The sequence below is a fragment of the Paenibacillus sp. MMS18-CY102 genome (genome assembly GCF_009789195.1).
GTDB lineage: Bacteria > Bacillota > Bacilli > Paenibacillales > Paenibacillaceae > Paenibacillus_T.
The window spans coordinates 85,131-101,323 of record NZ_WSTC01000011.1; the positions used below are offsets into that span (position 1 = coordinate 85,131).

Annotated in this window: 19 protein-coding genes; all 19 read left to right on the forward strand. The window is 50.3% G+C overall.

The features are described from left to right. Nucleotides 1-88 precede the first annotated feature (88 nt). The 19 genes from cmk to GON22_RS10160 all read left to right on the forward strand — a co-directional run bounded on the left by cmk (nucleotide 89) and on the right by GON22_RS10160 (nucleotide 16,185). Nucleotides 89-790 (forward strand): (d)CMP kinase, encoded by a 702-nt coding sequence (gene cmk / locus GON22_RS10070; protein WP_160395963.1) that lies wholly within the window; start codon nucleotides 89-91, stop codon nucleotides 788-790. Nucleotides 791-793: 3 nt separating this feature from the next. Next, nucleotides 794-1,366 carry a lysophospholipid acyltransferase family protein gene (locus tag GON22_RS10075; RefSeq protein WP_160395964.1) on the forward strand — a complete coding sequence of 191 codons (573 nt, stop codon included), beginning with the start codon at nucleotides 794-796 and terminating at the stop codon, nucleotides 1,364-1,366. A gap of 86 nt (nucleotides 1,367-1,452) precedes the next feature. Next, the gene (rpsA, locus tag GON22_RS10080; RefSeq protein WP_160395965.1) at nucleotides 1,453-2,676 is read left to right on the forward strand and encodes a 30S ribosomal protein S1; all 1,224 of its coding nucleotides are present in this window, start codon (nucleotides 1,453-1,455) and stop codon (nucleotides 2,674-2,676) included. Between the two features lie 198 nt (nucleotides 2,677-2,874). Further along, nucleotides 2,875-3,489, forward strand: coding sequence for a YphA family membrane protein (locus GON22_RS10085; RefSeq protein ID WP_160395966.1), 615 nt, complete (start codon nucleotides 2,875-2,877; stop codon nucleotides 3,487-3,489). Between the two features lie 2 nt (nucleotides 3,490-3,491). Beyond that, the gene (locus GON22_RS10090; protein ID WP_160395967.1) at nucleotides 3,492-4,412 is read left to right on the forward strand and encodes a YIEGIA family protein; all 921 of its coding nucleotides are present in this window, start codon (nucleotides 3,492-3,494) and stop codon (nucleotides 4,410-4,412) included. A 1-nt stretch (nucleotide 4,413) separates the two neighbouring features. Continuing rightward, on the forward strand, nucleotides 4,414-4,599 hold the full coding sequence (locus GON22_RS10095) for a capping complex subunit for YIEGIA (RefSeq protein ID WP_160395968.1): 186 nt from the start codon (nucleotides 4,414-4,416) through the stop codon (nucleotides 4,597-4,599). A 79-nt stretch (nucleotides 4,600-4,678) separates the two neighbouring features. Then, the gene (gene der / locus GON22_RS10100) at nucleotides 4,679-6,001 is read left to right on the forward strand and encodes a ribosome biogenesis GTPase Der (RefSeq protein WP_160395969.1); all 1,323 of its coding nucleotides are present in this window, start codon (nucleotides 4,679-4,681) and stop codon (nucleotides 5,999-6,001) included. Nucleotides 6,002-6,070: 69 nt separating this feature from the next. Beyond that, nucleotides 6,071-6,673, forward strand: coding sequence for a glycerol-3-phosphate 1-O-acyltransferase PlsY (gene plsY / locus GON22_RS10105; protein ID WP_160395970.1), 603 nt, complete (start codon nucleotides 6,071-6,073; stop codon nucleotides 6,671-6,673). A 9-nt stretch (nucleotides 6,674-6,682) separates the two neighbouring features. Then, on the forward strand, nucleotides 6,683-7,741 hold the full coding sequence (locus GON22_RS10110; protein ID WP_160395971.1) for an NAD(P)H-dependent glycerol-3-phosphate dehydrogenase: 1,059 nt from the start codon (nucleotides 6,683-6,685) through the stop codon (nucleotides 7,739-7,741). 80 nt (nucleotides 7,742-7,821) lie between these two features. Next, on the forward strand, nucleotides 7,822-8,103 hold the full coding sequence (locus tag GON22_RS10115; RefSeq protein ID WP_160395972.1) for a stage VI sporulation protein F: 282 nt from the start codon (nucleotides 7,822-7,824) through the stop codon (nucleotides 8,101-8,103). Between the two features lie 169 nt (nucleotides 8,104-8,272). Next, nucleotides 8,273-8,437 (forward strand): DUF2768 family protein, encoded by a 165-nt coding sequence (locus GON22_RS10120; protein ID WP_336604289.1) that lies wholly within the window; start codon nucleotides 8,273-8,275, stop codon nucleotides 8,435-8,437. A 36-nt stretch (nucleotides 8,438-8,473) separates the two neighbouring features. Beyond that, the gene (locus GON22_RS10125; protein ID WP_160395974.1) at nucleotides 8,474-8,770 is read left to right on the forward strand and encodes a 2Fe-2S iron-sulfur cluster-binding protein; all 297 of its coding nucleotides are present in this window, start codon (nucleotides 8,474-8,476) and stop codon (nucleotides 8,768-8,770) included. 24 nt (nucleotides 8,771-8,794) lie between these two features. Beyond that, nucleotides 8,795-9,418, forward strand: a complete 624-nt coding sequence (locus GON22_RS10130; RefSeq protein WP_160395975.1) for a hypothetical protein — start codon at nucleotides 8,795-8,797, stop codon at nucleotides 9,416-9,418. After that, on the forward strand, nucleotides 9,408-9,761 hold the full coding sequence (locus tag GON22_RS10135) for a 2Fe-2S iron-sulfur cluster-binding protein (RefSeq protein WP_160395976.1): 354 nt from the start codon (nucleotides 9,408-9,410) through the stop codon (nucleotides 9,759-9,761). Before GON22_RS10130 ends, GON22_RS10135 begins: the two co-directional genes overlap by 11 nt. A 17-nt stretch (nucleotides 9,762-9,778) precedes the next feature. After that, nucleotides 9,779-10,510 carry a hypothetical protein gene (locus tag GON22_RS10140; RefSeq protein ID WP_160395977.1) on the forward strand — a complete coding sequence of 244 codons (732 nt, stop codon included), beginning with the start codon at nucleotides 9,779-9,781 and terminating at the stop codon, nucleotides 10,508-10,510. Between the two features lie 279 nt (nucleotides 10,511-10,789). Beyond that, nucleotides 10,790-12,268 (forward strand): stage IV sporulation protein A, encoded by a 1,479-nt coding sequence (gene spoIVA / locus GON22_RS10145; RefSeq protein ID WP_160395978.1) that lies wholly within the window; start codon nucleotides 10,790-10,792, stop codon nucleotides 12,266-12,268. Between the two features lie 252 nt (nucleotides 12,269-12,520). Then, entirely contained in the window at nucleotides 12,521-13,621 is a 1,101-nt protein-coding gene (locus GON22_RS10150; RefSeq protein WP_160395979.1) for a sugar ABC transporter substrate-binding protein, read from the forward strand. A 72-nt stretch (nucleotides 13,622-13,693) separates the two neighbouring features. Then, on the forward strand, nucleotides 13,694-15,199 hold the full coding sequence (locus tag GON22_RS10155; protein ID WP_160395980.1) for a sugar ABC transporter ATP-binding protein: 1,506 nt from the start codon (nucleotides 13,694-13,696) through the stop codon (nucleotides 15,197-15,199). Continuing rightward, complete coding sequence (locus GON22_RS10160; protein WP_160395981.1) at nucleotides 15,199-16,185, forward strand: ABC transporter permease subunit; 987 nt, start codon at nucleotides 15,199-15,201, stop codon at nucleotides 16,183-16,185. The genes GON22_RS10155 and GON22_RS10160 overlap by 1 nt, the downstream gene beginning before the upstream one ends. Nucleotides 16,186-16,193: the final 8 nt, after the last annotated feature.

Consider the following 16,193-nt stretch of genomic DNA (forward strand, 5'->3'; position numbering starts at 1 on the left):
TTCGCAGGCTGAGCCTGCTTTTTTCTTGACAGGAAAACGGGAGCAGCGGTTGTTATCGTGAGGCTGATCTCAGTAGGGGGGTTCGCAGTTGTTATCGCAACAAGACGGCGGACGGGACCGGATCAACATCGCGATCGACGGACCCGCGGGAGCTGGCAAAAGCACAGTTGCCCGTTCAGTCGCCGAAACACTAGGCTACATCTACATTGATACTGGAGCGATGTATCGCGCGGTGACGTTAAGTGCACTTCGCAACGGCATATCGCCGGATGATCGCTTGCGGCTAAGTCTGCATGCCGAAAGTATCGAAATTTCTCTTCAACCATCAGCTGCGGGACAGGTCGTTTTGTTGAATGGATGCAATGTAACAACAGACATTCGTTCACGCGAGGTCACGCTTAACGTATCGCAGGTGTCTGCTGTAGAGCGGGTTCGAATTCGGCTCGTGGCGATGCAGCGGCAGCTTGCACAAGGCAAAGGCGTCGTAATGGATGGCCGTGACATTGGGTCACATGTTCTGCCTGACGCTGAATTGAAGGTATATCTGACAGCTTCGGTTGAAGAACGTGCTTTGCGGCGCTTCAAGGAGCTGGATGGCCGAGATGGCATTACGCTTGAACAGCTCGAGCAGGAGATAGCGGAACGCGACCGTAAAGATCAAGAACGAGAGATTTCGCCCCTTGTTTGCGCGCCGGATGCCATCGTATTGGACAGCACGTCGATGACGATTGAACAGGTTGCGGACAACATCGTCAATTTAAGCAGAACCAAATTGGCGGAGGCGAAGTAAACTATGGTATATATCTTTTGTCGCGCATTGCTGCGCCTTCTATATGGGCTATTGTTCCGGTTGCAAGCAGTAGGCCGGGAACATGTGCCAACAGAAGGCCCAGTTATTCTAGCATCCAATCATCTTAGCGTGCTCGATCCGCCGACGATCGGAATCAAACTCCAGCGTAAAGTGAATTTTATGGCGAAAGCGGAGTTGTTCGATATTCCATTGTTTGGGCGATTGATTCGTCAATGTGGCGCATTCCCAGTTAAGCGTGGCGGCGTAAGCAAGGAGTCTATCCGAGCTTCGATTGAGCTCCTTAGCAATGGCGGAATGATGGGCATTTTCCCTGAAGGGACTCGCAAGAGCAGCGGCGAAGCAGGCAAGAAGGGAGCTGCGATGATCGCACTCCGTAGTGGTGCAGCAATCGTGCCCGTGTACATCGAAGGCAATTATAAACTTTTCCGTAAAATGATTGTCCGATATGGTCCTCCTGTTGACTTATCTGATATTATTGCAGAACCTTCTTCGGATGCACTAGAACGGGTAACGGAACGCATCATGAACGAAATTCGCTCGCTGCGAAAAAAATAGTTTTAAACGCTGTGTTTCGTCCTGTTTCAATAGGGGCGGGCAGGTTTAAATAAATGTTGGGGTATGAATTGAGGAGGTTATTTTCAATGTCAGAAGAAACGAAGATTGAAGAAACCACAGCTGCGGAAACGATCAGCCAGGACGCCTTGGACAACTTTGTGTCCTTGAAGAAGGGCGACACGGTTAAAGGCACGATCGTCAAAATCGAAGACAACCAAGCTACGGTTAGCCTTGGATATAAATATGACGGCGTGATTCCGCTGCGCGAGCTGTCGTCGGTACAACTCGACAACGCTTCTACGGCAGTTCAAGTTGGCCAAGAAGTTGAACTTAAAGTCGTCAGCATTGACGACGAGAAAGAAAAGCTCGTGCTTTCCAAACGTGCAATCGATGGCGAAAAAGCATGGGATGAACTCCAAGCGAAATTCGACAGCAGCGAAGCGTTTGACGTTGTTATCGCCGATGTAGTGAAAGGCGGTCTCGTAGCTGATGTTGGCGTACGCGGCTTCATTCCAGCATCGATGGTAGAGCGCCACTTCGTTGAAGATTTCTCGGATTACAAAGGCCGTTCGATCAAAGTCAAAGTGAAAGAAATTGACCGCGAGAACAACAAAGTAATCCTGTCTGCTAAAGAAGTGCTGGAAGCTGACTTCGAAGCAAACAAACAAAAGATCATGGCTTCGCTTGAAGCAGGCCAAGAGCTTGAAGGTACAGTACAACGCCTGACGCCATTCGGTGCATTCATCGATATCGGCGGCATCGACGGTCTCGTTCACGTATCCGAAATCTCGTGGCAGCATGTTGCACATCCGAAAGATGCCGTTTCCGAAGGCCAATCGGTTCGTGTAAAAGTGCTGAAAGTTGATCCAGCTGCAGGAAAAATCAGCCTGAGCATGAAAGCTGCACAACCAGGCCCTTGGGATTCCGCAATCAATAGCTTTAATACAGGTGATATCGTAACGGGCACTGTTCGCCGCATCGTTGATTTCGGTGCATTCATCGAAATCGCACCAGGCGTTGAAGGTCTCGTTCACATTTCACAAATTGCACACCGCCATGTAGCTACTCCGCATGAAGTGTTGAAAGAGGGCCAAGAAGTTAAAGCTAAAATTCTTGACTTCAACCCAGCACAAAAACGTGTATCCTTGTCGATCAAGGAAACGGAAGAAGCGCCTGAGCAAGCTCCACGCGCTGAGCGTCCAGCACGTGCACCTAAAGAAGACCATAGCGCAGCAATCGCAGCGAACAACCAAAGCCTGAGCTTCACGCTTGGCGAGCGTTTCGGCGATAAACTGAGCAAATTCAAATAAGTGACTGATTTGGCGAGAGCCAAATTGGTATAGGAATTGAAGCAAGCCTGTAACCAACGAATGTTGGTTGCAGGCTTGTTTTGTTTTATCAGTGGGTTCGTGGGTTATGCTTCGCTTTCATTGTGCATAATACAGGCAAGCGAGGTGAAAGCAGCATTTATGAATCCTGGGTATATTTCGTATTGGATCCTTACCATTATGGCCATATTAGTGTTTACCGGTTGGTGGAAATGGCTGGCGGATGATGTGCGGCCACGGCATATCGTGATTTTGGGAGCTGGGTGTCTAGCCTTGTCCCATTTATATGTCCCGCTTGATTTCATTGGCGGGAACCTGGGGGAAATCAGTATATCTGTATGCTGGCTAGCAATGTGGGCAATCGGAATTATTGCAATTAGGCCTTCAGACGGTTCTTTGCAACGTTTTTATTTATTTGTTGCCGCTTTGTTGTCTGCACTGATGGGAGGCTGGCTTCGTATGCTTTATACGAATGATCCAGTTCTTATTGTTATGCATGCGACCGCGGATTCAGCAATTCTGATCGGATTTACAGCTTCGATTAGTGCACTGAGCTGCGCCTCCTTATTGTTTAGTGTAGTGACGCTGGCTTCCATATTAGAACCGCTATTAGTGGTTGAATTAATGCCGTCCATATCAGCAAAGCCAGTAACGCTTGGGTCGCTTGCATGGTGGGATAGCTACTTGTTGGCATGGTTCACAGCCCGCGCTGTTGTATTGATTGCACGCGCCGTAAGAGTTGTAGCCGCCAAATGGTTCACTCGAACCGCCGGTGAGCGAGAAGGAGGCACTTAACAATGTTTCATTGGCTGGAGGCGTACACTACCGATCACAAATATATGCTTGGCGTCTCGCTCGGTGTCATCTTCGGGTTATCGGCTAGGCTGCTTATGATGCGAACCGACTATCGGCAATATCCTACTTACCCCCATGGGCGGATCATTCATATTTCGCTCGGAATTATTGCGGCAGCGTTAGGCGCTGTTGCCATTCCAGCATTATATAAGAAGGATTATACGGCAATCACGTTTCTGACGCTTGCTGCCCAACAATTTCGGGATGTACGAAAGATGGAGCGGGATACCCTCACGAATATAGATAGTATGGAGCTGGTGTCTCGCGGCACTACATATATTGAAGGAATTGCAATGGTGTTTGAGGGGCGCAATTACCTCGTTATTTTCACCTCGCTGCTGACAAGCCTTTTTGCTATTGCCTTCAACGTTTGGGTTGGTGCCATCGCAGGTGTCGTGCTCATCTTTGCTGTCCAGTTTCTGAAGTCAGGCAAATCGATCTCGCATATTGCAGAAGTCACATCCGCGCCGCTTAGAATTGAGGGACCGGATCTTTATGTGGATGATATTTATATGATGAATGTAGGGCTTAAAGCCGATCAAGAGCTCATTGCTGAACGTGGATTAGGCGTCATTGTGAAGCCGTTTAATCCCAATGGCAAAGCAACATTGTCGAATCTTGGCCAGCGGCAAGCCATTTTGTACGATCTATCGACGATACTCGGCGTTTTCCGCGATAGCGGCGAACCGTCACTGGTTCCGATGGCCAAGCTGGATATGCGAGACGGAAGGCTTGGGGTGTTCATGCTTCCGCAGGAGAAAGATGCAGGGAAAGCGGCTGAAGTCGTTAGGCGCGTCCCGATCTTGGAATCTGCAGTCCGGATGCCAACGGAAGCTTCGGTGAACAAGGAGGGAGGCACATAGGATGGCGCGAATCGTAGCAATCGTGTCGACAGAGGCTGCTTCAGTAATGGGAGGAGGAGCGCCAGTTTTCATTGAAACTAATGCGGATGACCTTCAGAAGACCGCTTTTTTGCTCGAAAAAATATTGGATGCCAATGCGCATGATTTAAAGAACGGCAGCTTTGTTCTGGTCGATCACCATACATAGCGCGATATGAAAAGTTAGCCAAGCTGATTATTTTTTGCTATGATGGTTATCGTGAGTATTTTCGAAGGAGTGGAATCTTATGGCAAGACCCGTTATAGCAATCGTCGGACGGCCGAATGTAGGGAAGTCCACCATCTTTAATCGGGTCATCGGTGATCGGCTGGCCATTGTTGAAGATAAGCCGGGCGTAACCCGCGACCGGATCTATGGCACAGGTGAATGGAATGGCAGAGCGTTTAGCATCGTCGATACTGGTGGTATTGAAATCGATGGCGAAGACGAGATCATGAAATCGGTCCGTATGCAAGCAGAGCTTGCTGTTGAAGAAGCGGACGTTATCATATTCATGGTAGATGCAAAAGCCGGAATGACCCATGCGGATGATGAAGTAGCACAAATGCTCTTCCGTTCGCGCAAACCAATCGTTGTAGCGGTTAATAAAGTGGACAACTTTAACCGCATGGATGATGTATATGAATTTTATGGATTAGGATTTGGAACTCCGGTCGCGATCTCGGGTTCGCACGGCATGGGCATCGGAGATTTATTGGATGCAGCGGTTGAGAAATTGCCCGAGCAAGTGGATGAAGAGTATGATGAGGACGTTATTCGAGTTGCATTGATCGGCCGTCCGAATGTTGGGAAATCTTCTCTCGTAAATGCGATTCTAGGTGAAGAACGTGTAATCGTGAGCGATGTTGCGGGCACGACGCGTGATGCCATCGATACGCCGTTCGAGAAAGATGGCCAGCGTTATGTCTTGATCGATACTGCCGGCATGCGCAAACGCGGCAAGGTATACGAATCGACAGAGAAGTATAGTGTCATGCGTTCCCTAAAAGCGATTGAGCGTGCAGATGTCGTGCTGATCCTTATTAACGGCGAAGAGGGAATTATCGAGCAAGACAAACATATTGCTGGATATGCCCATGAAGCAGGCAAAGCTTCTATTTTCGTCGTGAATAAATGGGATGCCGTCGAACGTGACGAGAAGACGATGATTCATTTTACACAGGATGTTCGTGATCACTTCCTGTTCATGCATTATGCACCGATTGCATTCTTGTCCGCGAAGACGAAGCAACGCTTGCATAAGCTGCTTCCGATCGTTAACCATGTATCTGAGCAGCATGCGCTGCGCATTCAGACCCATGTGTTGAATGATGTCATTTCGGATGCAGTTGCGATCAATCCGCCGCCGACGGATAAAGGCAAACGGCTTCGGATTAATTATGCGACGCAGGTGGCAACGAAACCGCCTACTATCGTTATTTTTGTTAATGATCCGGAGATCATGCACTTTTCCTATGAGCGGTATTTGGAAAACAAAATCCGTGCTGCATTTAACTTTGAGGGGACACCGGTCCGCCTGTTCACACGCCGTAAATCCGATTCGGATTAATGCGGCTGTTGTGGCGGATTGCACAATAACGGCTAGTCGAATGGACTAGGCAAGTAGGGGAGAACGACATTGTTAAACGCAGTCATCGCGGTTGTCATTAGTTATTTGTTAGGATCTGTATCATTTAGTATCGTCATCGCACGTCTTGTGAAGGGCATCGACATCAGGCAGCATGGCAGCGGCAATGCAGGTGCAACCAATACGCTTCGCGTCCTTGGGAAGGGACCGGGCATTACGGTATTCATTCTCGATATTCTCAAAGGCGTAGCCGCGGTAGCAATCGGTTATGCACTTAATAATGAATATGAGTCTTGGACGCCGGTGCTTTGTGGCTTGGCAGCTATCGTGGGCCATAATTGGCCGATCTGGTTCCGTTTTAAAGGCGGTAAAGGGATTGCTACGACGGTTGGCGCGATCATGACGCTTGCATTCGTGCCTGCATTAATTGCGGGTCTAGTTGCAATCGCAATCATCGCAATCACGCGTTATGTTTCCGTTGGGTCGCTGCTGTTCGCGGCACTTGTTCCAGTCGGGGTTATCATGATGACAGGAACGGGACCATTGTTGTGGGCCAGCTTGTTGATTTGCGTCTTCGCATTCGTACGGCACCGGTCGAATCTGGTGAAGCTTGTGAAAGGTAAAGAAAACAAGCTGGGCGCGAAGAAAGGGTAGACGAATCTAATGAAGAATGAATACCAATCGAACGGACGCAAGGCAGCTGTGCTTGTTGCGGGAAGCTGGGGAACGGCGCTTGCTGCCGTCCTGTGCGATAATGGATATGATGTGCACATTTGGACCCGAAACGAAACACAGGCAGCAGAGATTAACGCGTCCCATTCGAACAACCGTTATTTGCCAGGCTGCATGCTTCCGAGGACCTTAAAGGCTACAGCAATCATGAGTGATGCGCTTGAAGGGGCAGAGATTGTTTTGTTTACTTCCCCTTCTTCGGCGATGCGTGAGGTAGCCAAGCAGGCTGCTCCGTTCCTGCCGGCAAACGCACTTGTCGTCCATGCGACGAAAGGGTTCGAGTCCGATACGTTAAATCGGATGACAACGGTTTTGTCAGAAGAATTAGGCAGGCCGGAAGATTCTATGGTCGTACTGTCTGGGCCAAGCCATGCGGAAGAGGTGGCAAGGCGGCAGCCGACGACTGTCGTCGTGGCATCAGCGGACCAATCTTGTGCGGAGCAAGCGCAGGATGCGTTCATTAATGCGTACTTCCGCGTTTATACCAATCCAGATGTGATCGGCGTAGAAGTGGCTGGCGCGATCAAAAATATTATTGCGCTTGGCGCGGGCTTATCGGACGGGCTCGGATTCGGTGACAATGCGAAAGCAGCATTATTAACGCGAGGCCTTGCAGAGATTAGCCGCCTTGGAACGGCAATGGGCGCGAATACGCTTACGTTTGCCGGGCTGGCTGGCGTTGGTGACCTTGTTGTGACCAGCACAAGCAAGCACAGCCGTAACTGGCGTGCAGGCTCGATGCTTGCAGAAGGGCTTCAGCTCGAGGAGGTTCTCTCGCGAATGGGGATGGTTGTCGAAGGCGTTCGCACAACAATGGCAGCCCGTAAGCTTGCAGCGCGTTATGAGGTGGAGATGCCCATCGCTGAGCAGCTCTATCAAGTGCTGTTTGAAGGATGTGCGCCCAAGGCTGCGGTCGGATTGCTGATGGGGCGCGGCCGGACGCATGAGAGCGAGCAAGTCGCTCAGGACTGGGGCCTACACCAAAGCTAAACGCCTCTCATATGATGCTAGCAGCGTACGATTTCGCTTATGGAATCGGAGTTGCTGCGCATAGGGAGGAGGCGGCGAAGATGGCAGACAAGAAGAACCTGTCTAAAGACGTACTGAGTGCCGTCAACAAAAAAACGGGCAAGGCGATATCGGAATCCGAAGTGAAAAAGCTCGCAAGCGGCGTAACCGCAGAAACGATGCAGAGCGAAGCTGAGCTTAAGAAGCTGATCAAGCAAGTGTCAGCTATGGCTAAGGTTCCGGTATCTGAACAGACGATCTCAGATATTGTTCGGGCTGTTAAAGCAAGTGGCATGAATATGTCCAACATGGAAACGATTATGAAATTTATGATGAAAAAGTGACGGCATAGTGCCGAAACACCGTTCGTACATGACTTTCACCAATACGGGAAAGACGAAACGGCGCCGTCCATGACGGTTCGCCGTTTCTTTTTTTACATACCGGCTGGACAATCTAAAGTTGGATAGCCGACTGATGGGAGGGTGAATAGACTTGGATCCCATGACGAAGATGTGGATATCGTTTGTAGGCATAGGGCTAATGGCTTTTGCAGCTTTTTTAATATCGTTTGCGAGGTATAAGACGAAGGGTGTAGTTAGGCTATTGCTTTCGGTTATTGCATTCATTTTATTGGTTTTCGGCTTTATTTATGGCGCATTTACTGTCTTTACATAAGAAATTTCACAATTGAGAGGTTGAGGGGTGTCCATCATGTTAGAGCTAAAGGGCAAAACGAAGTCTGCGACGATTGAACCTGTAGAAGGCCTCTCCCTGCTTGACTTGGCACTGAAAGCAAACGTTGATTGGCAGTTTTCGTGTTCACGCGGCACTTGTGCGCGTTGCCGTTGCCAGATCGAAGAGGGTGGTAACCTTCTCGGTGAAATTACGGATTCAGAATGGGACCGCCTTGAGCCAGAGGAGTTTGACCAAGGCTTCAGGCTTGGGTGCCAAGCTATAGTGGAATCAACGGAAGGGCGAATCGTAGCGGTTAACAAGCCCTATTTTTAAACACTCCGCTTCGAAAGGACGTGCATGATGATACAACTGGAGCAGCTTGAGCGGATGGAGTTTGCTATGGGCGCTATCGCAGAGTTGATGAACGATAGCGGTGCACGTTGGATTGTTGGCGGCAGCACAGGGCTTGCGCTTCGCGGGATCGGGATCGGGCGCCCACCGAGGGATCTAGATCTATATTCGGATTTGGATAGTGCACTTCTTCTTCATAAGCGGTTAGAGCGCTACAGTGTCGATCAGCAGCATTGGAGCGAGACGGACCGTTACCAGTCGCTCCTAAGCCACTATGTTATTGAGACTGTGCCAGTCGAGGTTGTAGGCGGCTTCGTCGTGCAAGCGCATGGGTGCCGGTATGCATTGGAAGTTAATGATTGGCTGCTTGGCCATAGCTTAGAAGTACAGTGCAATGGGAAGCGGCTTCATGTTGTTCCATTATCGCATGAATTATTGTTTAATGTTCTTCGCGACCGAACCGATCGAGCTGATATCATTGTTCAAGCTGCTATAGAGACAAGAGCGGCAAGCGAGTTGGCTGACCAACTGGTCGAGCTCTCTTATCGCAATGTGCTACAAGAAGAGCTGATCGCGCCATGGCTGCTTAAGCTGCGGGGCAGAGAGGGTGGCTTGCACGATGAGCGGTGAATGGGAAGTGCTTTTGCAGCCAAGCGGCAAAAAGCTAAAGGCAAGGCGCGGCACGACGTTGCTAGATGCAGTCCGCCGGTCCGGTTTGCACTTGCCAACACGCTGCGGCGGCAAAGCAGCTTGCATGATGTGCAAAGTCAGGGATGTAAGTGGAGCAGGCTTGTCCATGATTAGTGACCAAGAACGCAGAAAGCTTGGCGGCATGGATGAGCAGGGCTATCGGCTTGCTTGCCAGTCCAAAATAATTGGGCCAGTTGTAATTGAGTTGCCGGAGGACCCGCTGCGTGCGGCTGTACGCAGGCAGCTTGAGCGCCAGCGGGAGGAAGAGGACCGACTATGGTAGAAGGGGAGGCAATACGCATGCGACGCATTATATTGGCTGTAACGCTGTTAGTTATCATGGTGTCCGTCACCGGATGCATGTATCCAAAGGATCGATTGGTTGAGAACCAGATGCCGGCTAAAGATGCCATTCTAAATACGCAAACGGTCGTTAACCAATACTACAAGGATACGGGGCTGCTCCCGATGCTAACGGCGGATGTTAGCGTTCCGAAATACGAGAAATACCGGTTAGATTTTGACAAGCTCAAGAGCAAGCGCTATATATCGGACATGCCAGCGAGCTCATTTGAAGGTGGCGGCCAGTATTATTATTTAATCATTAACGAAGAGACGACACGGGATATCAAGCTGATGGATATCGCTGTGGTCCAACAGGTAATGGATCTGCAACGCCAAGTCGATACGTACTATGATAGCGATGCAAAGATGGTTTCGCTCAATGCAGAGGAAGCTTATCATGGCTACCATCGGATCGACTTTAAGTTGTTAGGCATTAAAGACCCTAAAATCGTTTCTATGTATTCAGGCCGGGCGATTTCTCCAATGATTGATGATCGTGGGCTAGTCTACTTAGACTACGGCTTAGATATCGCGCAAGCTATCCAGAAGTCTGGAAAAATGCCGAAAGCAGACAGCGACCTTCGTGAAGTTCTCGTAGCTTCTTCGGATCTTGTGCCGGTCAAATCCCCTGTTTATAAATGGGTTAACGGCGAGCCTCAGGCTCAGCCTTGGAGCAACGAACAGTAATTTGAGAGCGAAAATGGAGCCTTATTGCTTTGCCAGTGCTGCGGCACATGGTGAGCAATAGGGTTCTTTTTTTATTTATAACGGCATATAACTCATTCTTGGAAGGCCGGGAGAATAGTGATAGGAGGCAGAAATGTTAAGAATCAACCGTCATATTTGTCCTCGTATCGCAATAAGATATTACTAGTCCAAAACGTTGTACGAGTAGAGTCGCTTGCCTGCCCCTCTTGACCGGTGGAGATGGCGGCGAACCGGAATTTCAATTGGGAGGGATATTGAGTGGAAAAAGTGGACATTTTTAAAGACATTGCTGAGCGAACTGGCGGAGACATTTATCTCGGTGTTGTTGGCGCCGTTCGTACCGGTAAATCGACTTTCATTAAACGATTCATGGAGACGGTCGTGCTTCCCAATATAACAAATGATGCCGACCGTGTCCGGGCAATCGATGAGCTTCCACAAAGCGCAGCAGGCAAGACGATTATGACGACGGAGCCAAAATTCGTCCCGAATCAGGCAGTTAAGCTGAGAGTGGCGGAAGGACTTGAGGTTAACGTTCGTCTCGTAGATTGTGTCGGTTATGCGGTTCAGGGGGCAAAGGGCTATGAGGATGAAAATGGTCCTCGCATGATCACAACACCATGGTTTGAAGAGCCGATTCCGTTCCAAGAAGCAGCGGAGATTGGCACACGTAAAGTCATTCAAGAGCATTCCACATTGGGCGTAGTCGTGACGACGGACGGCAGCATAGCTGAAATCCCTCGTAACTCTTACATCGAAGCAGAGGAGCGCGTAATTGGCGAGCTCAAGGAGGTCGGCAAGCCGTTCGTGCTTGTGATCAACTCCACGCGCCCGCGCAGCGAGGAAACACAACAGCTTCGTAGCGAACTGCAGTCCAAGTATGATATTCCAGTAATGGCGCTTAGCGCGGCTACGATGGGCGAGGAAGAGGTTGTCGCTGTACTGCGTGAAGTGCTCTACGAGTTCCCTGTACATGAAGTGAACGTGAATCTTCCTAGCTGGGTTATGGTGCTGAGCGACAACCATTGGCTGCGTGCGAACTACGAAAACTCGGTCCGTGATACGGTTAAAGATATTCGCCGTCTCCGTGATGTTGACCGTGTGGTCGCGCAGTTTATGGACTATGATTTCATCGCCCGCGCTGGCTTGAGCGGGATGAATATGGGGCAAGGCGTCGCTGAGATCGACCTGTATGCGCCGGATGAGCTGTATGACCAAATCCTGATGGAAGTGGTCGGCGTCGAAATAAGGGGCAAAGACCATTTGCTGCAGCTTATGCAGGAGTTCTCCCATGCGAAGCGGGAGTATGACCGATTCGCGGAAGCGCTCGAAATGGTGAAGACGACGGGCTATGGCATAGCGGCCCCTTCGCTAGCTGAGATGGCGCTCGACGAGCCGGAATTGATTCGCCAAGGCTCCCGGTTTGGCGTCAGGCTGAAGGCGACTGCGCCATCGATTCATATGATTCGCGTGGATGTCGAATCGGAATTCGCGCCGATTATCGGCACAGAGAAGCAGAGCGAGGAACTCGTGCGCTACCTGATGCAAGACTTTGAGAATGACCCAATTAAAATTTGGGAGTCGGATATTTTTGGCCGATCGCTGCATTCCATCGTACGCGAAGGCATCCAAGGCAAAATCGCGATGATGCCAGACAATGCACGCTATAAGCTGCAAGAGACGCTTGGGCGCATCATAAACGAAGGCTCTGGCGGGTTAATCGCAATCATTTTGTAAATGCAACCCCAAAACGTCTCCTCTCGGCTGCCGGCCGGCCGAAGGAGGCGTTTTTTTATTTCTAAAAGGTTGCGTAAGCGGGCGGGGGCTCGTATAATTCATCTTTGTGGACATTAATACGACAATTTTCGACACTGTAAATATATAGAATCGAGTATTTTCGACAATAATTACATTAATTCCGATTGACATACTAGGATAGTAGAGGTAAGATCATTTACATCGAAGAATAAACCGAGGGGGAATATTGGAATGCGCAAATGGGGAAAATCAACGTTGTTTATTTTGATTGCAGCGATCCTGCTTGTCACAGCAGCATGCGGCAGCAAACCGAAAGAAGAAACAAAAGGGGATACGGCGTCCGGTACGGAGCAAACGGCATCGGGCAACAGCGCTGTATCGGCACTGAAAGATAAGAAGATCGCACTCATTATGCAATTTAATACAGGCACATTCTCTGCCCAATATATTGAAGGCGTGAAAGAGCAGGTTACGAAATTTGGCGGCAAGGTGCAAGTGTTTGCATCTGACAACGATTTGGCCAAAATGTCGGGCAACCTCGACGCAGCGATCAACCAAGGCTTCGACGGCATCCTGATCGACCATGGACAAGCAGCGGCGCTGGAAGCGGGCGTGAAACGTGCATTGGAGAAAAATATTCCAGTCGTAGCATTCGATGCTGACTTGAAATTGCCAGGCGTTACCGTATTGTCGCAAGACGACCAAATGATGGCGAGCAAAACGCTTGAGCTGCTTGGGCAAGATGCTGGCGGCAAGGGCAATATCGTGAAAATTTGGGTAGCGGGCTTCGCGCCGATGGAACGCCGCCAAGTGGCATACAAAGCGTTCATCGAGAGCAACCCCGGCATTAAGGAAATTGCTGCATTCGGTACGGCTAACAACCCAGCGCTTGATGCACAGACGCAAATGGAAGCGATTCTGAAGCAATATCCGAACAAAGGCGACATTACGGCAGTATGGACGGCTTGGGATGAATTCGCTAAAGGCGCAACCCGTGCGATTCAGCAAGCGGGTCGCGACGAAATTAAAGTGTATGGGATCGATATGAGCGATGAGGACTTGCAATTGATCCAAGATCCGAAGAGCCCATGGGTTGCTTCCGCAGCTGTTGATCCGAAGGATATCGGCCGCGTGCAAGTACGCTACCTCTATCAGAAGCTTCATGGCGATAAAACGGAAGATACTGTCGTGCTCGATGCAGTGCTCGTCAAACGTGCAGACCTGCCGAAAGAAGCCATTAATACAGCTCAACTCAACGAATATATCAAAGGTTGGAGCGGCAGAACGCAAGGCTACGCCGATTGGATGAAAGAGCTTGAGCAAGCGAAATAATCGGATGAAGCCGGCCGCGGCAAGCGGCCGGTTTTTCCGCGAAAGAGGACGGATGGGAGGAAGCGTGAGCGTATGAAACAACTCGTAATGAGCGACATCGCCAAGTCATTCTCGGGCATTCCTGCGCTTAGTGGGGTCGGGTTCGACGTCAGGAGCGGCGAAGTGCACGCATTGCTTGGAGCAAATGGAGCAGGCAAAAGCACGTTGATGAAAATCTTATCCGGCGCTTACATAAGTGACAGCGGCACGATATCGATAGATGGGCAAGCTGTATCGATCCGTACGCCATCTGATGCGAAGGCGCAAGGGATTCATTGTGTTTACCAAGAGGTAGACACCGTGATCATCCCGCATCTAAGCGTCGCAGAAAATATTATGCTGGACCGGCTTGCCGCATCTGGCGGCGGCTTGCGATTAGTCAACTGGAAGGGAATAGAGCGGGAAGCAGCTGCTATGCTGGAGCGTCTGGGCGCTTCCATTCCCGTCCGCAAGCTCGCTGGCGATCTGACGCTTGCGGAGAAACAGCTTGTTGTCATTGCTAGATTGCTTACGGAGCAAGCCAAATATGTCATATTCGACGAGCCGACAGCGCCATTGAGCTTAGAAGAGGCTGAACGATTGTTCCGTGTGATCGCAGGCCTTAAGAAAGATGGCATTGGCATCATTTTCATTTCCCATCGGCTGCCGGAAGTGTTCCGGTTATGCAACCGCATTACGGTTATGCGCGATGGCGTGCGGGTATTGACTGCCGAAGCGGCAGCATCTTCGCCGGAGGAAGTTGTCACAGCGATGCTGGGGCGTTCACTAGAGGAAGAGTTTCCTAAAGTAGATGCGGCAATTGGAGACATCGCGCTGCGAGTGGAAGGCTTGCGCATGGGCAAACGTGTTCGTGATGTTAGCTTTGAAGCGCGAAGCGGCGAAATCGTTGCCATCGTAGGGTTAGTTGGCGCCGGGAAAACGGAGCTATCGAGGGTGCTGTTCGGTGCTGATCCGCGTGAAGCTGGTACGGTCAGCGTGAAAGGGCGTGCCGTCTTGCAAGGTGACCCCGCTCAAGCGATTGTGGCAGGCATAGCGCTTGTACCTGAAGAACGGCGCAAGCAAGGAGTTCTAGTTAATGAGAACGTAGTGCGTAACTTAAGCCTGCCTTTTCTCAAGGCGTTATCGCGTCTAGGCATCGTATCAGGAGCCAAGGAATCGGCTGCTGCGGAATCTCTCATTAAGCGGCTAGGAATCAAAACATCTTCAAGTGCGGAGCAAGTTGCGCATCTTAGCGGAGGCAACCAGCAGAAGGTGTCCATTGGCAAATGGCTGCCGACAGGCGCGGAGGTCTTCTTGTTCGATGAACCGACCAAAGGCGTTGATGTTGGTGCAAAAAGCGATATTTTCGGCATTATCGGCGAGCTTGCACAGCAAGGGAAAACGATTATTTATTTAACATGCGAGTTCTCTGAAGCAATAGGGATAGCCGATCGCATCCTGGTGATGTGCGATGGCGAAATTGTGAAACAATTCGCGCGTGGGGAAGCTACGCAGGAAGAGCTGCTGCTGCATGCGAGCGGCGGAAGGGGAGACAACTAGTGAAAGAACGCATATTGAATTTTATTTTCAAGTACGGGGCACTTCTTGTTATTGGAATCGTCATTTTGTTCTTCTCGCTATGGGATGAGCATTTTTTCACGTATGCGAACTTAAGTGATATTTTACGCTCCATCTCGATCGTGACATTCGTTGCGATTGGCGTTACATTCTCATTGACGGTCGATGGTTTCGACTTATCTGTCGGTTCTACGGTCTCGTTGACCACCGTCACAGCCGCAACCATTATGGTCTGGTACGAAATGCCGCTCATCGTGGTGCTCGTTGTGCCGATTCTAATTGGCGCCCTCATCGGTCTGCTGAATGCTTTGCTGATCGTGCGTGTACGCATCCCTGATTTATTAGCAACGCTTGCGGTGATGTACATTATTTCCGGCGTCCAACGGACCTATACAAAAGGGTACTCAATCTATAACAACATGGCGATGGAAGACGGCACAACAGCGCCGGGCAGCTTTACCGATTCGTTCTTGTGGATCGGCCAAGGCAAGCTATTGGGCGTCCCCGTGCCAGTCATTCTGATGGTGATTGCGGTTATGTTGGTGCACCTGTTCTTCAAATACACACGCTATGGGCGGCAGATGCAAATGACGGGCGGCAACGAAGAGGCGGCACGGCTCTCCGGCGTACGGGTAAAGAAGATTCGTACTGCTGCCTACGTAATTTCAGGCGTATTCGCTGCAATTGGGGGCATTCTGTTCGCTGCGCGTACGGGCACGGGCCAGATCGACGCTGGGGCGCCGATGCTTATGGAAGCAGTCGCTTCTGTTTTCGTTGGCTATTCGGTGCTCGGCGCTGGACGGCCTAATGTGATCGGCACGTTCTTCGGCGCTGTGCTCATCGGCGTATTGCTCAACGGAATGACGATGATGCATATCCCCTATTACACGAATGATATTATTAAAGGCGCTGTACTCATCTTGGCATTGGCTGTAACATTCATTCATCTTACGAGACGGCGCGCATAAATCGCCCA